The sequence below is a fragment of the Pseudomonas fluorescens genome (assembly GCF_004683905.1).
GTDB lineage: Bacteria > Pseudomonadota > Gammaproteobacteria > Pseudomonadales > Pseudomonadaceae > Aquipseudomonas > Aquipseudomonas putida_A.
The window spans coordinates 732,410-748,445 of record NZ_CP038438.1 but is presented as its reverse complement, the minus strand read 5'-3'; the positions used below and the strand labels follow the sequence as shown (position 1 = coordinate 748,445).

Below are 16,036 nucleotides of genomic sequence, written 5' to 3'. Positions count from 1 at the left end.
GCGAGCAAGCCCGCTCCCACAGGGAGATTTGTGGTGGGGCAAAAAATGGGAGCCTCTTGGGCTCCCTTTTTTTTTACAGCGAACTAGCGCGGTGGATAGTTGGCCAATATCCGGCTGACGGTTTCGCGCACTGCGTTGCTGCGATCCTGCGGATTGGGCGTGCTGCTGAGCATCTGTTCATCGCTGCCGCGCCACACCAGTTTGCCGTCCTTGCCGTCGAGCAGGTCGATCTGGATCGTTGCCACCTTGTAGGTGATGTTGCGGGTTTCGTTGTACATCGGCGCGCCCCAATACCCGTTCCACGGGCCACCCCAACCGCCGCCGTAGTTGGTGGTGACTTGTTGCTGGCGATCCTCGACAATCAGGTAGGTCTGCACGCTCAGGTCGCCCTTGGCTCCCGCAGCGGCGGGGCGCAAACCGCGTTGATCAAGTTGATCGCTGACGGCCTGGCGGATGCGTTGCTCGGTCAGGTCACTCTTGATCCGTGGATCATCCGGGCGATATTGCAGCGCCGGTTCTTTCCAGCTCCAGCTGCGATAAGCGGCGAAGTCGCGGCTGGCGTCGAAGTCATGGTTGACCTGATTGGCGGCGCAAGCACTGAGCAGCGCGGCCATGGCCAGTAAAGCGAGACGACGGAACATGGTTGTTCTCCGGTTGAAGGCCTGAACCTGCGAAGCGTTCTCACCTGAAGTCTAGCTCGGCGGATACGCCGACAGGGCTTTTTCCAGAGCCTCGCGAATGGCGTCGGTGCGCACGAGCTGGCTACCCTGATTGGCAGTTTCGGCACTCGCGCTCCACACCGGTTGACCGGTGCCGGCGTCGAACAGATTGACCTGCACCACCACGACCTGCTCCTGATAAGTACGAACAATCGGCACAGTGTTGTACATGCCGTAACCGCGCCCGTAGCGATCATAGCCACTGTATCCGCCGTAACCGTAATCGTCCTGGACCTGCCGCAAGCGGGTTTCCAGACGCAGATTGGCGCTGACCAGCAAATCGGCCGGACGGTTGTCGTGCAACGGACGCAACCCGCGTTGGTCCAGCGCGTTGCTGACGGCTTCAGCCACTTGCGCCGAATCGGCCCAGGCCGTGCCCGGCGGCAATTGCCCGTTGAGCCAGGCCCAACTGCGATAGCGCCCGTAATCACGCGGTGGCGCCGGGTAGGCGCTGCGATCGAAGGTGTTGGCCGCTTGCGGCGGCGCCGGCGGCAACGGCCGCGACTGCGCGACATACGGGTTGCTGCCCTGGCAGGCGGCCAACCCCAGACAGATCAGCAATAACCCGAGTTGAGCTTTCATGTAGTGCTCCGATCAGATCGGCCGGCAGATCCAGTGCAAGTAACGCCCAAGCCCGGCGAAGCTTGGGTGACGACGGTGCGCAAGTTCCATCTCCAGCAAGTCCACCAGTTCGGCGCGGGCCTGGAATTCCACCGGCATGTAGTCGTGGAAAACCCGGATCCCGCTCTGGGTTTCGACCTGCCACAAGCCTGCGAGTTGCGTTGCCAGTTCCCGCGGGTCGAGCGGTTGCTGCGGGGTCAGGCTCTGCTTTTCACCGGCCATGGTGTTTTTGCGCATTTTCTTGAAATGGCCTTTGAGCAGGTTGCGGTAGATCAGCGCGTCACGGTTGTAGAACGCCAGCGACAGCCAGCCACCGGGTTTGGTCAACTGATGCAACACCGGCAGGATTGCGTGTGGCTCGGCGAGCCATTCGAGCACGGCGTGGCAGATCACCAGATCGTAGGGCTCGGTGAGCTGACCGAGCAGCTCCTGCCACGGCGCCTGAATGAACGTTGCGCTCTGCCCGGCTTCGGCGAAGCGCTGGCGGGCACCTTCGAGCATCGGTTCAGCCGGCTCGGTGAAGGTCACTTCATGGCCGCGTTCGGCCAGCCACAGCGACATGTGGCCCAGACCGCCGCCGATGTCCAGCACGCGCAGCGGTCGGTCCGGCAATGCTTCGGCCAGGTCGGCCTGCAACACCGCGAGGCGAATCGCGCCTTTGGCGCCACCGTAGATTTTTTCGGCGAACCGGGTCGCCAACTGATCGAAATGCCGGTCGCTCATCAGTTGAACCGCCGTTCGCTGTCGGCGAGCTTGCTGCGCACCACTTCATTCATGTCCAGCCCCAACTCGCTGCACAGCAGCAACAGATACAGGACGATATCGCCGACTTCCTGCCCGGCATGCGCCAGTTTGTCCGCCGGCAACTGGCGTGACTGGTCTTCGGTCAACCACTGGAAGATCTCCACCAGCTCGGACATTTCCACACTGGCAGCCATGGCGAGGTTTTTCGGGCTGTGAAATTGCCGCCAGTCATTGCGGTCGCGAATGGCGTGCAGGCGTTCGGTCAGTTCAACAAGGTTCATCGGGCTCTCCTGAAGGCGTATAGCTTCGGGGGGATGTCGGCTGAACGCAAGCGGCCATGGCTCGCTCCCACACAGGATTGAGGCAAACCCTCTATAGTTGCAGGGAACTCGGCCACCCGCGCGGTGGCCCAAGGCTCAGCTCTTTCATCAGGATGCACACATGCAGGTAGAAAGCTTTTTCGAATGGCTCGGCCAGGCACTCGGTTCGATCATCCGTTTCATCGTCGACGGCCTCAGCGGCCTGTTCAACATTCTGAGCAACGCCGGCGGCAACTTTGTCGATGGCCTGGCGAAGACGCTGGGCATGGACACTTCGATCATCAGCATCCTCGCGCTGATCGTCGGCCTGATGCTGCTGTGGTCGGCGATTCGCGCGTTCATGAATGCGTCGATCATTGCCGGGATCATCTGGCTGCTGTTGGGGTTGTGGTTGTTGAGCTGGATTATCCACTGACACCACTCTTCCCCTGTGGGAGCGGGCTTGCTCGCGAAAGCGTCAAATCAGTAAAAGCTGTTTTGACTGACACACTGCCTTCGCGAGCAAGCTCGCTCCCACAATAGATCGCATGAATCGCTACAATCCCCGCTCCCCCAAGGAGCCCGCATGTCCAACCTGATTGCCGACTGGCGCGACCGCCCGACTCACCGCAAGGTCTGGGCGCTCGCCGCGCCGATGATTCTTTCCAATATTTCCGTGCCGCTGGTGGCGCTGGTTGACAGCACCGTCATCGGCCACCTGCCCCACGCCCATCAGTTGGGCGCAGTGGCGGTCGGCGCCAGCCTCTACACGTTTCTCGCCTGGGCCATGGGCTTTCTGCGCATGGGCACTACGGGGTTTGCCGCTCAGGCCGCCGGGCGCAGCGATGGCGCGGCGTTACGGCAGATTCTGTTGCAGGGTTTGCTGCTGGCGCTGGGACTGGCAATCGTGCTCGGCGCTCTCGGCGTGCCGTTGAGCGGTGTGGCCCTGCACTTCATGCAGCCGTCGGTCGAACTCGATCAACTGACCCGCGAGTTCTTCCACACCCGGTTATTCGGGCTGCCGGCAGCGCTGGCCAGTTACGCCCTGGTCGGCTGGTTCCTCGGCACCCAGAACGCTCGGGCGCCTCTGGCAATTCTGCTGAGCACCAACCTGATCAACATCGCTCTCAACCTGTGGTTCGTGATTGGCCTGGAATGGGGGGTGGTCGGTTCAGCCCGGGCCTCGGTGATTGCCGAGTGGAGCGGCGCCCTGCTCGGCCTGTGGCTGACCCGCGGCGCATTGCGCGCCTATCCCGGGCACATCGCCTGGACGGCCTTGAAGGTGTGGCAGAGCTGGCGCCCGCTGCTGGCGGTCAACCGGGACATCTTCATCCGCAGCCTGGCGCTGCAATCGGTGTTTTTCCTGATCACCGTGCAAGGCGCGCGGCTCGGCGATGCCACGGTGGCGGCCAATGCTCTGCTGCTCAACGGTTTGCTGTTGACCGCGCATGCGCTGGACGGTCTGGCCCATGCGGTCGAAGCCTTGTGCGGCCACGCCATCGGCGCCCGCGACCGCCTCGCCCTGCGCCGCTCACTGGTGGTGGCCGGCGGCTGGTCGCTGCTGGCCAGCCTCGGTTTCGCCGCGCTGTTTCTGTTGGGCGGGCACTTGTTCATCGAGATGCAGACCGACATCCAGAGCGTGCGCGACACCGCGTTCATCTACCTGCCGTATCTGGCGGTGTTGCCGCTGATTGCGGTCTGGAGCTACCTGCTCGACGGTCTGTTCATCGGCGCCACCCGCGCCCGGGAAATGCGCAACGGCATGCTGCTGACCATCGCCCTGCTGCTGCCATTCGCCTGGGCACTGCAAGGGCTGGGCAATCATGGGCTGTGGATAACGTTCTTGCTGTTTATGGTCTTGCGCAGCCTGACCCTCGGCGCACTGGCCCTGTGGCTGCGGCGCAACGACGGCTGGTTCAGCGGTGCCGCTCACTGAGCCGGTGTGTGTTTGACGAACGCGACGACCTGATCGAGCACCGGCGCCAGTCGCCGAAGTGGCCGCGACAGGGTCGCCACCAGCGTCACATGATTGGGGCGCGAGTAATACAGATCCTGCACCGGCACGCCGACCTCACGCAGTTTTTTCGCGAGGCCGGCGGTGTTGCGCGTCGGGTTGACCAGATTGTCCTTGGTCGCGGCGATCAGCAGTGCCGGAGGCTCGCCCGCCCTGACGTGGTTGATCGGCTGCGATTGCGGCGGTGAGTCCGGCCAGAAGAATACCGGACGCACCTGCGGATTCTTGATGGGCAGAAAATCATACGGCCCGGCCAGGCCGATCCAGCCGCTGAGGTCTTTGGGCGTCATGCCCACCGCACCGAGCAGACCAGGATCCAGCGCCAGCATCGCCGCGTTGTAAGCGCCGGAACTGTGGCCCATCAGGTACAGGCGTTGCGGGTTGCCGGAGAACTCGCGGATATGCGCCCGGGTCCAGGCCACCGCCCGCGCCGAGTCTTCAAGAAACAACGGATAGCGCACCTGCGGGTAGAGCCGATAATCCGCCAGCACCGCGACAATTCCCCGCGACGCCAGCGCCTCGCCGACAAACGCGTAATCGCCACGATCACCGCTGTTCCAGCTGCCGCCGTAGAAGAACACCACCACCGGCGCGTCCTCCAGCGGCTGGCGCGGCACGTAGACGTCGAGCTTCTGTCGAGGATCATCGCCATAGGCAATCCCGGCGGTTTTGTGGAACGTGTCGTCGGGGGTCAGCGCATTGAGCACCTTGACCGGGGAACATCCCGTCAGCACCAGCAGCAGAAACCCGCCGAGGACTGCGCCGAACCGCTGCCACAGAGGATTTGTCATGGATGTCGCACCTCAAGATTGATCGTTCTGCCACTGTCGCCGCACATGCTCGAGCCGTTCCTGCTGGCTCAGCCCGTCCGGCACGTCTGGCAATACCGCTCGGGGATGCTGCAAGCGTAGCCACAACCAGCCATCCAGCACCGTACGGTCGCTGAAACCCAGGCTCAGCCCCTCCTGCACATGGGAGGCCATGCGCGCGTAGTCGGTTCCCATTGATTGGCACCAGCGCCAGATGTGTTGTTCCAGAAGGCAGCTTTGCAAACGTTCGCGCTGACGATGGGTGAGGCTTTCGTCGATCCCCAGCGGCTCGACCGCCCACTGCGGGTTGCGCAGTTGCTGCCAGCCCTGACTACCGATGGCGAGGTCGGCCCAGGTGCCGCCAAACCAGCGCAGCAGGCGGATCGGCCCGAGCCAGCGGCTCAAGTCGGCGGCGTCACAGGCGTCGAAGAAATAACTTGCCGTCTGGCGGTTGTAATAACCGAGCAAGGCACGGTGATTGAGCCCGAACGAGACCGTCAGCATCCGTCGCAGGTGGCTCAGCATTACTGCCTGCGAGGCATCACTGGCGAACAACAACCCGCGCCAGGTCTGCGGATCATGCTGACACAGCGCCGCCAGTGCCGGGCAGTCATGCAGGTCGACCAGCAGCGGACCGTGCTCGCTTACCGCTTGAAACTCGGTGCCCTGGAACAGCCGCGTGCAACGTACGCTGGCGAACCCCTGGCGCAATGTCGCCAACGCCTGCTGCGCATCGGCGCCATCAAGCAACAGCCACTGTACCTGCGGGGCAAAGCCGACGCCGCTCAAGCGGCGCCGTCCTGATCCAGCGACGCGACCAATCGGCAACTGCAGATCGACGCCGTGCAGTGGTTGTAACTGCCGCCGCCGGGCATCAGACACAACAGCAACAGCGGTTCGGCAGACTTGAGCCATTGCGCCAGGCCCGCGCTCGGCAGCACGTCCGGCAGCGCCAATGGCGCTTCGCAGTCTTCGACCACCGCCGGCTCCTGCAGCACACCACTGATCACCGGCTGATCCGGATCGCCTTCATGAAAACTCACCACCACTTCAACGCCTTCACGCAACGATGTCAGTGAGGCGTCGCTCAACGCTGCTGCGAGCGGCAGCCAACAGTGGCTGGCGGCAGCGCCTTCGCCCTGATAAAGCCAGTCGAACTGCACCGCCACCGGCCGCTGATCGTCGGGCTGCGGTTCATCGACCGTCACTACCCATGCACGTTGCAGACTGTGCATGCGCGGCCTGGCACAGGTGCTCGTCAATGTCGGCAGTTGCGCCTGGGCAGCGGCGACGATCCGGTTGCTGTAAGACGGCTCGCTGGCAGGATCGGCACGATGCTCGATCCGGCTCAGCAACCAGCGGCGGTTGCATTCGGCAAACGGATGCGCGGTCAACGCCAGCCACTGCGCGGCGCGCAAGGTCGGCAGATCGCTGTGGCCATAAGCTTTGCCGGCCTGCGCCGAACCCGCGTCCACATCGCTGGCGTCCACCTGCATCTGCCAGCGTCTTACCGCCGGGGTGCTCGCGCCATCGTCCACAGACGCCGCGCCGGCCACGGGAAAACGCCCTGGATCATCGACAAAGACCAGACAGTGTCCGTCCGGCCGGTGCTCGAAGTAGTAGTGGATCCGCGCCTGCGCGCACAGCCGCTGCACGAATTGCAGGTCCGACTCCCGGCACTGGGTGCAGAAAGTGTGCACCGGGTATTCGCACTGCAAATCAAAACGCCGTTGCGCACCAACGATCCCATGCTCCTTGAGCACCTGCGCGAGGATCTTCGGCACGCACTGACTGCTGAAGATCCGCTGACTGAAACGCAGCGCCAGACAACTCAGCTTCGGTCCCAGTGTCACTCGACACAATCGGGCACCCTGATCGTGCTCATGCTGAACGACACTCTGCAATTGCCCGCTCAGGCCATTGTGTCCGGGACCGAACTGCAGGAACGCCGAGCGGAAAAGCAGGCCGGCCAGGTCCAGTTGCGGATCATTGATCAACAGATCGATATCAAAGGCGAAGGGTTCGCTGATGCCCTCACTTCCGGTAAAGGCCAGCACCTCGAAGGGCTCGGGCAGCCCCGTTACATCGAGACGAAACGACGGCTCGTTGACTGATTCGAACATGGGCGGATCTCTACAGGAGGGGCGGCCGGGGATTCTCGCCGAGAGCCATGGCCGAGTAGAGAGCTGAAGTACAACTTAGGAAATGACCTACGCGAAAAGCAGACCGGATCACTTCTCCGGCTGTGGCAGGCAATTATTTCGCAGGGGATTTGGGAAATGTCCCACCGGGTCATCCGAATTTTCCACAGCTTGAGGGAAAATTTCAGACAACCCGGTGCAACAGACCTGACTCAGGAAGACAGGTAGGAGGAACGGGTCAGGCCCAGACGCAAGGCATCGAGGAACTGCGTACGCTCGCTGGCACTGATGCGGGCACTGGCGCACTTGTCGCGGTAGTGGGTCATCAGTTCTTCCGGCGACAAGTGCACGTAACGCAACATGTCTTCGATGGTGTCGTGGGTCTCGATACCGGCGTGGTACACGCTGCCATCGGCGTTCTGGTAGATGTTCACCGAGTCGGTGTCACCGAACAGGTTGTGCATGTCGCCGAGGATTTCCTGATAGGCGCCGACCAGGAACACGCCGAGCAGATAGTCTTCACCTTCGTTCAGACCGTGCACCGGCAGGCTGGTCTCGATGCTCTGCTCGTCGACGTACTGGTTGATCTTGCCGTCGGAGTCGCAGGTCAGGTCTTGCAGCACGGCGCGACGCAGCGGCTCTTCATCCAGACGATGCAGCGGGATGATCGGCAGTACCTGATCGATCGCCCAGGTGTCCGGCAGGCTCTGGAACACCGAGAAGTTGCAGATGTACTTGTCGGCCAGCTTGTCGTTGAGTTCGTCGAGCACCTGGCGGTGCGAACGCTGACGTGCCTTGAGCGAGTTGTGCAGGCGACGGCACACAGCGAAGTAGCACTGCTCGGCCAGGGCCTTTTCCGCCAGGGTCAGTTTGCCGTCGGCGTACTGCGAAGCCACGTCGCTCATGTAGTGCGTGGCGCGCCAGTAAGTCTCGGTGACCATCTCGATATCGGTCGGGCCGAGCAGGTCCACCAGCCACTGCACGGTTTCCGGCAGGTTTTCCTTGTTTTCGATCAGCGGGATTTCGTCGTTGTGTTTCTCGACGTCGGTCACCTGCACCACCAGCATCGCGTGGTGCGCGGTCAGCGAGCGGCCGCTTTCGGAGAAGATGTGCGGATGCGGCAGGCTCTGCGCGTCGCAGAACTCCTTGAGCATGCCGACCACGACACCGGCGTAGTCGTCCATGTCGTAGTTGATCGAACTGGCGTTGCGCGAGTGAGTACCGTCGTAGTCGACACCCAGACCGCCGCCGACGTCGATGTGATCGACCGGCAGGCCAAGGTTGCGCAGCTCGCCGTAGTAACGGATCGCTTCCTTGAAACCGTGCTGGTAGTCAGCCAGGTTGGCGATCTGCGAACCCATGTGGAAGTGCAGCAGACGAATGCCCTGATCCAGGCCGGCAGCGCGGAAGCGCTCGACCACCGACAGCAGTTGCGCCGCCGACAGACCGAACTTGGATTTCTCGCCACCGGTGTCCGCCCACTTCGACGATGCCAGCGACGACAGGCGCACGCGCAGGCCGACCTGTGGCTTGACCTTGAGCGAGGCGGCTTCTTCGATCACCAGGCCGACTTCGGATTCTTTCTCGATGACGATGAACACGTTGTGGCCGAGCTTCTGCCCCATCAGCGCCAGACGGATGAACTCGCGGTCCTTGTAACCGTTGCAGACGATGGTGCCGCCCTTCGGCGCCAGTGCCAGCACCGCCAGCAGCTCAGGCTTGGAGCCGGCTTCCAGACCGATGGAAACGTTCTGGGTGGCGATGATGTTCTCGATCACCGCCTCTTGCTGGTTGACCTTGATCGGGTACAGCGCGGTGTACTTGCTCTGGTATTCCAGGCGCTCGATGTTCGAGTCGAAAGCACCGGTCAGTTGACGGACACGGTCTTGCAGGATGTCGGGGAAACGTACCAGCAACGGCAGGGACAAGCCGCTCTTGCGCAGTTGGTCGACTTGTTCGAACAGGTCGATAGGCGAGCTGCTCGGGCCGTTCGGACGAACTTCGACGCGACCGGCGTCATTGATCGCGAAATACCCGGCCCCCCAATGGCGAATCCCGTAAACACTGCGGCTGTCCGCAACTGTCCATTGGCTGCCATCGTCTTTACGTGTGCGTCGTACGGACATCGAAGTCCCCTATAAAGAAGTCATAGTGCGTCGCCTGATTGCAGGCCGGCGCAGTCTAAAGAATGAAAATGACGGTTCGTCAGCGCGGCGGTAGACCGCGCTGACCGCGTGTAGTTTAGAAACCGGTCATGAACAGGCTCTGTGAAAACCATGGAGACGACGCCGGATCTGAACTGCTTCAGTGCCGGATCAAGCCGCAGATGGATTTCACAGAGGCTGCTAGCCGCCGGACTTCTTCGCTTTGAAACCGTGTTTGATCAGCTCAGCCAAGAGTAGCTCGACATGATCGCCCTGGATTTCGATGATTCCGTCCTTCAACGCCCCACCGGTGCCGCAACGTTTCTTCAACGTTGTCGCCAGCTCCTTGAGGGCGTCTTCGGCCAATGGCACGCCGGTAATGGTGGTCACCGTCTTGCCGCCACGGCCCTTGCTCTCGCGACGCACGCGGGCAATGCCGTCCCCGGCCGGGATCACGGTTTGTTTGCAGATACAGGCGTCCACCGGCTTACTGCATTCCGGGCAATGACGACCTGCGTCGGTGGAAAATACCAGGCCACCAAGGGCGGCGAAGGATGCGGCTTTTTTGGCCACCGGCAATCCTCTTGGGAGGACAAAGACTGATCGCAACCTTGGGCAAGGTCATCGACCGCGAAGCCCCACTCAGGCAGGGGCAGCGCTACTGCACCGTGCGCTTGAACAAAAGCAGGTCGGTGCAGCTTGAAAAGGTCGCGCAGTGTAACGGCAAAAAGCGCAATTGCTAAGAGCCAATCGGCGCCAATTTATGTGTTCTTTGCGACGCCGCTTTGTTGAGCCTTCAGATAGCGCTTCAACGCGGCCAGAGAGTCCGGGCAGTAAGGCTTTTGCTGGATTTCCAGCATTACCTGATCGACCGGAATAAAGCGTGCTTCCAGCACTTCTTCAGGCTGCAGTTTCAACGGGCCGTCCCACACCGCGGAAAATGCCGAGCACCACAGGCGATTGCCGGTGTCCTCGAAGAAAAAATGATCGTGGGCGGTCAGCTCCACCCCGCTCACGCCCAATTCCTCTTCCAGCTCGCGGGCCGCCGATTCGGCGTAGGTCTCATCGGCCTGCACCATGCCGCCGGCTGCCACATCCCAGTAACCGGGATAGATCGCCTTGCTCAGGGTGCGCCGGTGTACGCAGAGCTCACCAGCGGAATTGAACAACATGATGTAGGTGCCGCGCCCGATCAGCCCGCGCTCACGCAGATCGGCCCGCACCAGGGCGCCGAGCAGGTTGTCCTGCTCGTCGACCCAGGCGATCTGTTCGGCATCGGAGGCGGCGCGGTGCGCCGCCTCTTTGGCGCTATCGACCATGACTCAGCCCTGATTGAGCAATTGACGCAGATCGATCACTGCAGCGTTGGCCCGGGAAATGTAGTTGGCCATGACCAGCGAGTGGTTGGCCAGCACGCCGAAGCCGCTGCCATTGAGGATCATCGGGCTCCAGACCGGCTCCTGCGATGCTTCCAGTTCACGGATGATCTGACGCACGCTGACCGTGGCGTTCTTTTTCGCCAGCACATCGGCAAAGTCCACTTCGATGGCGCGCAACAGGTGCGACAGCGCCCAGGCCTGACCACGCGCTTCATAGAACACATTGTCGATCTGCATCCACGGGGTTTCGACGACTTCCTCGTCAACCTGCGGTACTTCACCAACCGCCGGCACTTCGGTTTTCAGCGCGGTGTTGAGTTTCACCCGGCCGACACTGGCGGACAGGCGTTGCGACAGCGAACCCAGACGGGTGCCGACATCGCCCAGCCAGTTGTTGAGGTTGTCGGCGCGGGCGTAGAACAAGGCGTTTTTCTGCGTTGGATCAGACAGACGCGCCTGGTAACGGCTCAGGGAGTTGATGCCTTCCTGGTATTCCGATTCGCTCGACGGCAGGATCCAGCTCTTGTTGTCGAAGTTGAAACGCGGTTCGGCCTTGGCCAGATCGGCATCTTCGGCCGACTGCGACTGCGAACGGGCAAAGTCCTTACGCAGGGCACGAGTCAGGTCACGCACCTGCACCAGCACGCCGTATTCCCAGCTCGGTGTGTTGTCCATCCACAGGCCAGGCGGAAAACGGTCGTTGGAAATGTAGCCGCCAGGTTTGTTCAGCAACGTACCGGCAACGGTCTTGAGGGTTTCGACCGTGGTGTAGCCGACGACCATCTGCTTGCCTTCTTTCTCGGCAGCCGCCTGGGCGTTTTGTGCCACCGGAAACAGCGCCGGCTCCTGGCTCCAGTACCAGCCCAGGCCGATGGTCACCAGCAGATAAATGCCGATCAGCGTGGCCAGCGCGCGGCTGAACAACAGCCCGCCCACATAGCTGCGGGTGGCCGACTTCGGCTCAGCGGCACGTTCAGGCGCGCTGCCCGCGCGGTTCTTCCAGTCCAGCATGGCGATATCCTTTCAATCACTTGGGTTCAACGGTTCGACCACAACCATACAACAACGTGCCAAGGCCGGCACCCGCCATTGAAGAGAAGCAGAAAATCCACGGAACGCGCGACATCGCCCCGCGAACTCTCTAGGGGTTTCCCTGATGCACTATCACCAAAGACGCCCCGGAACAGGCCATGGCAGATCAGCGCCTGTCTACAGCGCAGCGTTATGCACACAAGCGTTTTGACCCGTCGATCAGCGCCATACTCCCGGTTTACGGGAGGCTCACCGACGAACAGGTTCAATCCGAAACCGCCCGGTCAGAAACTGAATTGTGCAGCACCGCAGATTATTGATGCACGACACTCATATAAGGGAAAAGAGGTGCTAGCATAGAGCCACCAGTCGATCTCAGCATGCGCCCTAACTAGTAGTCAGGATATGACCGAGCCAGAAGACCCCAGCCGTGAGCGCCTCAAGCACCACTTTGCCCAGCGGGTAATTCATCAGGCACGTCAGATTCTTGAGATATGGCAGCGCCTGCAACGCAGTGAGTGGTCCACCGCCGACCTCGCCGAACTGAGCGAGGCCAATCTGCGCCTGCTGCGTTTTGCCGAGCGCTTCGAGCAGCCCGAGCATACGCAACTCGCGCGTCATATCGGCCAGTCGCTGGAAGCGGTGGACGCCAATCGCGGACGCCTGAGCAGCGGTCTGATCACCGATCTCAATCGTTTGATGCAGCGTCTGTCGCGCACCGGTCTGCGCCATGGCGATCAACTCGACCAAACCTTCCTGCCGCCGCTGCGCAAACCGATCTACGTCATGTTGCAGGATCACGACCGCGCCGAGCGGCTGGCCAAGCAGCTGGAGTTTTTCGGCCTGACCGCGCAGGCGCTGGACAGTGTCGCGGCGTTTCGCTCCTCGATGGTCGAGCGCTTGCCCGCCGCGATCGTCATGGACGTGGACTTCAGCGGCGCAGGCGTCGGCTTGCAGCTGGCTGCCGAAGCCCAGGTCGGCCTGGAAGAACCGCTGCCGCTGCTGTTTTTCAGCCTGCACGAAACCGACACCCCGACCCGCCTCGCCGCCGTGCGCGCCGGCGGCCAGGAATTCCTCACCGGCACCCTCGAAGCGTCGAGCCTGCTGGAGAAGATCGAAGTCCTGACCTGCGTCGCCCAGTATGAACCTTATAAAGTGCTGATCATCGACGACTCCCGCGCCCAGGCCTTGCACACCGAGCGCCTGCTCAACAGCGCCGGAATCGTCACGCGCACCCTGATCGAACCGATCCAGGCGATGGCCGAACTGGCGGACTTCCAGCCGGATCTGATCATCCTCGACATGTACATGCCGGCCTGCACCGGCACCGAACTGGCCAAGGTCATCCGCCACAACGACCGCTACGTCAGTGTGCCGATCATTTATCTTTCGGCCGAGGACGATCTGGATAAACAGCTCGACGCCATGAGCGAGGGCGGCGACGACTTCCTGACCAAACCGATCAAGCCTCGGCATCTGATTACGACTGTGCGCAACCGCGCCGCCCGCGCGCGCAATCTCAAGGCACGCATGGTCCGCGACAGCCTCACCGGCCTGTACAACCACACGCACATCCTGCAATTGCTCGAAGACTGCTCGTTCCGCGCCCGTCGCGAGAACAAGCCGCTGAGCTTTGCCATGCTCGACATCGACCACTTCAAGCGAGTCAATGACAGTCACGGCCATCCGATGGGCGACCGAGTGATCAAGAGCCTGGCGCTGTTCCTCAAGCAACGCCTGCGCAAGACCGACTTCATCGGCCGGTACGGTGGCGAAGAATTCGCCATCGTCATGCCCGACACGGATATAGAAGCGGCGCACAAAGTGCTCGACGAGATCCGCCAGCGCTTCGCCGAAATCCACTACCCGGCGCAACCGCACGATTTGTGGTGCACCTTCAGCGCCGGCGTGGTGGAAATGCACGAGGATTCCGACAGCCTGATGATGGCCAGCCAGGCCGACGAAGCGCTGTACCGCGCCAAAGGTGCCGGACGCAATCGAGTGCAGACCGCGCGCGACTCAAAGCAAAGTGCCACCTTTTCATCGGAATCCACCGATTCGGTCATAACCCTGTAACAGAACCGCAATAAATTCAGGCGCTTACCATTTCTGCCGTTGGTAGCCGTCATGCGCCTGAAGTTGCTCACCAATCTCAACACTCTGCTGCTGGTCGCCGTTGGCGTGGCGCTCGGCGCAACGCTGTGGTGGTCGCAAAAAGCCCTGGAGCGTCCGTATCTGTTGATGGAGCGCTACCTCGGCCTGTCGCAGCAATTTCAGAATGACGTGGCGCGCAATGTCGAGGACTACCTCGCCAGCGGCGACGCCCTGCGCCTGAGCAGCGCCAGCCAAGCCATCGACGGCCTGCAGAAGGAGCTCGGCGAACTGCCGCCGGCACTGGCCGAGACCCTGCGCCCGAGTCTGTCGAGCCTCGAAGAATTCAGCAAAACCGACCTGCTCGCGGCCGGCAAACTGGCCGGTGATCCGCAGGCGCTGTTGTTGCAGGCCGAACGCGAACTGAGCGCCAGCCTCGATCAACTCAGCACCTACGCCAATGGCAACGCGACGTACCTGACACCGCTGCTCATCGCCTCGCAGCACCTGGGCAAGCTGTCGCTGGCCCGCGACAAACTGGTCAGCAGCGGCCGCAGTGAACTCGCGGCCGACGTCGAGCGCGAAGTCGACAACATCCGCACCCAGGCTCAGGCCATCGACGCCCTGCCCCTGCTCGGCGTGGTCGCCAGGAACGAATCCGGCAGTGATGATTTCGCCGCGATGATGGGCATCGAAAGCACAGAAAAAACCGCCGCCGAAGACGCCGGTGTCGGCCTCAAGCGCGAACTCAACAGCCTGCTCGGTCGCTACCCGGCGGAGCTGGCGCGTACCCGCGAGCAGATCCAGAAACGCACCGATCTGAGCACCGCGACCCATTTGAAGATCGCCGCCGTGCAGCAAGCCATCGCCGGACTCGAACCGGTGGTACGCGCCCAGCACGGGCAGATTCAGGGCGAAGTGCGCCTGATGCAGGGCGTGATGATCGGCCTGATTCTGCTGATCGCGCTGCTGATCGACACCTTGCAGCGGCGCCTGTCGCGCACTCTGACCAACCTCGCGCCGGCCCTGTCGACCTGGGCCGAAGGCGATTTCAGTCGCGACATTCAGTTGGGCAAAACCAACCGCGAACTGCATGACATCGAAGCGTCACTGAATCGCCTGCGCGCGTATCTGGTGGATCTGGTCGGGACGATTCGCGGCAATGCCGAACAGGTGGCCGGCAGCAGCCGTACGCTGGCCGAACTGAGCAACGACCTGCACAGCGGCGCCGAGCATCAGGCGGGCGACACCGCGCTGATCCGCGATTCGCTGGGTGAGTTGGAAGCGACGATTCAGCAAGTCGCTGGGGATGCACGACAGGCCGCCGATGCCAGTCGCCATGCGGGTCTTGCCGTCGAGCACGGACAAGCCGTGATCGGCCAGAGCCTCACCGGCCTGCATGCGCTGATCGGCGAGGTGCAAGGCAACGCGCAGATGATCGAGCACCTGGCCGAAGAGTCGGCGACCATCGGCGGCGTGCTGACGGTGATCCGCTCGATCGCCGACCAGACCAACCTGCTGGCGCTGAATGCGGCGATCGAAGCGGCGCGGGCCGGGGAAATGGGCCGTGGTTTTGCGGTGGTGGCCGAGGAAGTGCGCTCACTGGCGCAACGCACGGCGGGCGCCACGGCGGAGATTCAGACGCTGATCGCCGGCCTGCAAACTGCTGCCCGACAATCGGTCGAAGGCATGCGCGCACAGGTCGAACACGCCGAAGCCACGGCCAGTCAGGCACAAGCGGCGGACGGCGCGCTGGACAAGATCGTTGGCGCGATCCAGACCATTTCCGACACGGCGATCCGCATCGCCGACATCACCGCCCAGCAGAGCGGCGCGGTCAGCGAGATTCGTGATCACAGCGAGCGGATCCATCAATTGGGCGGGGATAACCTGCTGCGCATCGGCCGCGGGCGTGAGCAGGGTGAGAATCTGCTGGAGTTGGGTGGGCAATTGCATACCGCCGTTCAGGCATTCCGCGTCTGATAGGCCGCTATCGCGAGCAGGCTCACTCCTACAAGGGAACGCATTCCAACTGTAGGAGTG

The 16,036-nt window shown here is 62.2% G+C and carries 15 protein-coding genes; 4 read left to right on the top strand and 11 right to left on the bottom strand.

The window, feature by feature from the left end:
- Positions 1-83: 83 nt before the first annotated feature.
- The 4 genes from E4T63_RS03315 to E4T63_RS03300 are packed head-to-tail and all read right to left on the bottom strand — an operon-like array spanning position 84 to position 2,365.
- A complete protein-coding gene (locus tag E4T63_RS03315) occupies positions 84-641 on the bottom strand; it encodes a DUF4136 domain-containing protein (protein ID WP_007963018.1) in 558 nt (185 codons plus the stop codon).
- A gap of 51 nt (positions 642-692) precedes the next feature.
- A complete protein-coding gene (locus E4T63_RS03310) occupies positions 693-1,301 on the bottom strand; it encodes a DUF4136 domain-containing protein (RefSeq protein WP_135294883.1) in 609 nt (202 codons plus the stop codon).
- A gap of 12 nt (positions 1,302-1,313) precedes the next feature.
- Positions 1,314-2,063 (bottom strand): methyltransferase, encoded by a 750-nt coding sequence (locus tag E4T63_RS03305; RefSeq protein WP_135294882.1) that lies wholly within the window; start codon positions 2,061-2,063, stop codon positions 1,314-1,316.
- Positions 2,063-2,365, bottom strand: a complete 303-nt coding sequence (locus tag E4T63_RS03300) for a MazG-like family protein (protein ID WP_135294881.1) — start codon at positions 2,363-2,365, stop codon at positions 2,063-2,065. The genes E4T63_RS03305 and E4T63_RS03300 overlap by 1 nt, the downstream gene beginning before the upstream one ends.
- A 160-nt stretch (positions 2,366-2,525) precedes the next feature.
- Between E4T63_RS03300 and E4T63_RS03295 the strand changes: the two genes are divergently transcribed.
- Entirely contained in the window at positions 2,526-2,819 is a 294-nt protein-coding gene (locus E4T63_RS03295; RefSeq protein WP_007963021.1) for a hypothetical protein, read from the top strand.
- Between the two features lie 150 nt (positions 2,820-2,969).
- Positions 2,970-4,319: an MATE family efflux transporter gene (locus E4T63_RS03290; protein ID WP_135294880.1), complete on the top strand. Its 1,350-nt coding sequence runs from the start codon at positions 2,970-2,972 to the stop codon at positions 4,317-4,319.
- Here the strand turns inward: E4T63_RS03290 and E4T63_RS03285 are convergent.
- The 7 genes from E4T63_RS03285 to E4T63_RS03255 all read right to left on the bottom strand — a co-directional run bounded on the left by E4T63_RS03285 (position 4,313) and on the right by E4T63_RS03255 (position 11,881).
- Positions 4,313-5,188: an alpha/beta hydrolase gene (locus tag E4T63_RS03285; protein WP_135294879.1), complete on the bottom strand. Its 876-nt coding sequence runs from the start codon at positions 5,186-5,188 to the stop codon at positions 4,313-4,315. The two genes, E4T63_RS03290 and E4T63_RS03285, sit on opposite strands and share 7 nt — an antisense overlap.
- 12 nt (positions 5,189-5,200) lie before the next feature.
- Entirely contained in the window at positions 5,201-5,995 is a 795-nt protein-coding gene (locus tag E4T63_RS03280) for a DUF4123 domain-containing protein (RefSeq protein WP_135294878.1), read from the bottom strand.
- Positions 5,992-7,329, bottom strand: a complete 1,338-nt coding sequence (locus E4T63_RS03275; protein ID WP_135294877.1) for a contractile injection system protein, VgrG/Pvc8 family — start codon at positions 7,327-7,329, stop codon at positions 5,992-5,994. The genes E4T63_RS03280 and E4T63_RS03275 overlap by 4 nt, the downstream gene beginning before the upstream one ends.
- Positions 7,330-7,559: 230 nt before the next feature.
- Positions 7,560-9,473 (bottom strand): arginine decarboxylase, encoded by a 1,914-nt coding sequence (gene speA, locus E4T63_RS03270; RefSeq protein ID WP_003221289.1) that lies wholly within the window; start codon positions 9,471-9,473, stop codon positions 7,560-7,562.
- 219 nt (positions 9,474-9,692) lie between these two features.
- Positions 9,693-10,064 carry a translation initiation factor Sui1 gene (locus E4T63_RS03265; protein WP_007914613.1) on the bottom strand — a complete coding sequence of 124 codons (372 nt, stop codon included), beginning with the start codon at positions 10,062-10,064 and terminating at the stop codon, positions 9,693-9,695.
- A gap of 188 nt (positions 10,065-10,252) precedes the next feature.
- Complete coding sequence (locus tag E4T63_RS03260; protein WP_135294876.1) at positions 10,253-10,810, bottom strand: NUDIX hydrolase; 558 nt, start codon at positions 10,808-10,810, stop codon at positions 10,253-10,255.
- Positions 10,811-10,813: 3 nt separating this feature from the next.
- On the bottom strand, positions 10,814-11,881 hold the full coding sequence (locus E4T63_RS03255; protein ID WP_007963034.1) for a DUF2333 family protein: 1,068 nt from the start codon (positions 11,879-11,881) through the stop codon (positions 10,814-10,816).
- 426 nt (positions 11,882-12,307) lie between these two features.
- Here E4T63_RS03255 and gcbA point away from each other — a divergent pair, with 426 nt between their 5' ends.
- Positions 12,308-13,978: a diguanylate cyclase GcbA gene (gene gcbA / locus E4T63_RS03250; protein WP_027613596.1), complete on the top strand. Its 1,671-nt coding sequence runs from the start codon at positions 12,308-12,310 to the stop codon at positions 13,976-13,978.
- A 51-nt stretch (positions 13,979-14,029) separates the two neighbouring features.
- Entirely contained in the window at positions 14,030-15,976 is a 1,947-nt protein-coding gene (locus E4T63_RS03245; protein ID WP_135294875.1) for a methyl-accepting chemotaxis protein, read from the top strand.
- Positions 15,977-16,036 lie beyond the last annotated feature (60 nt).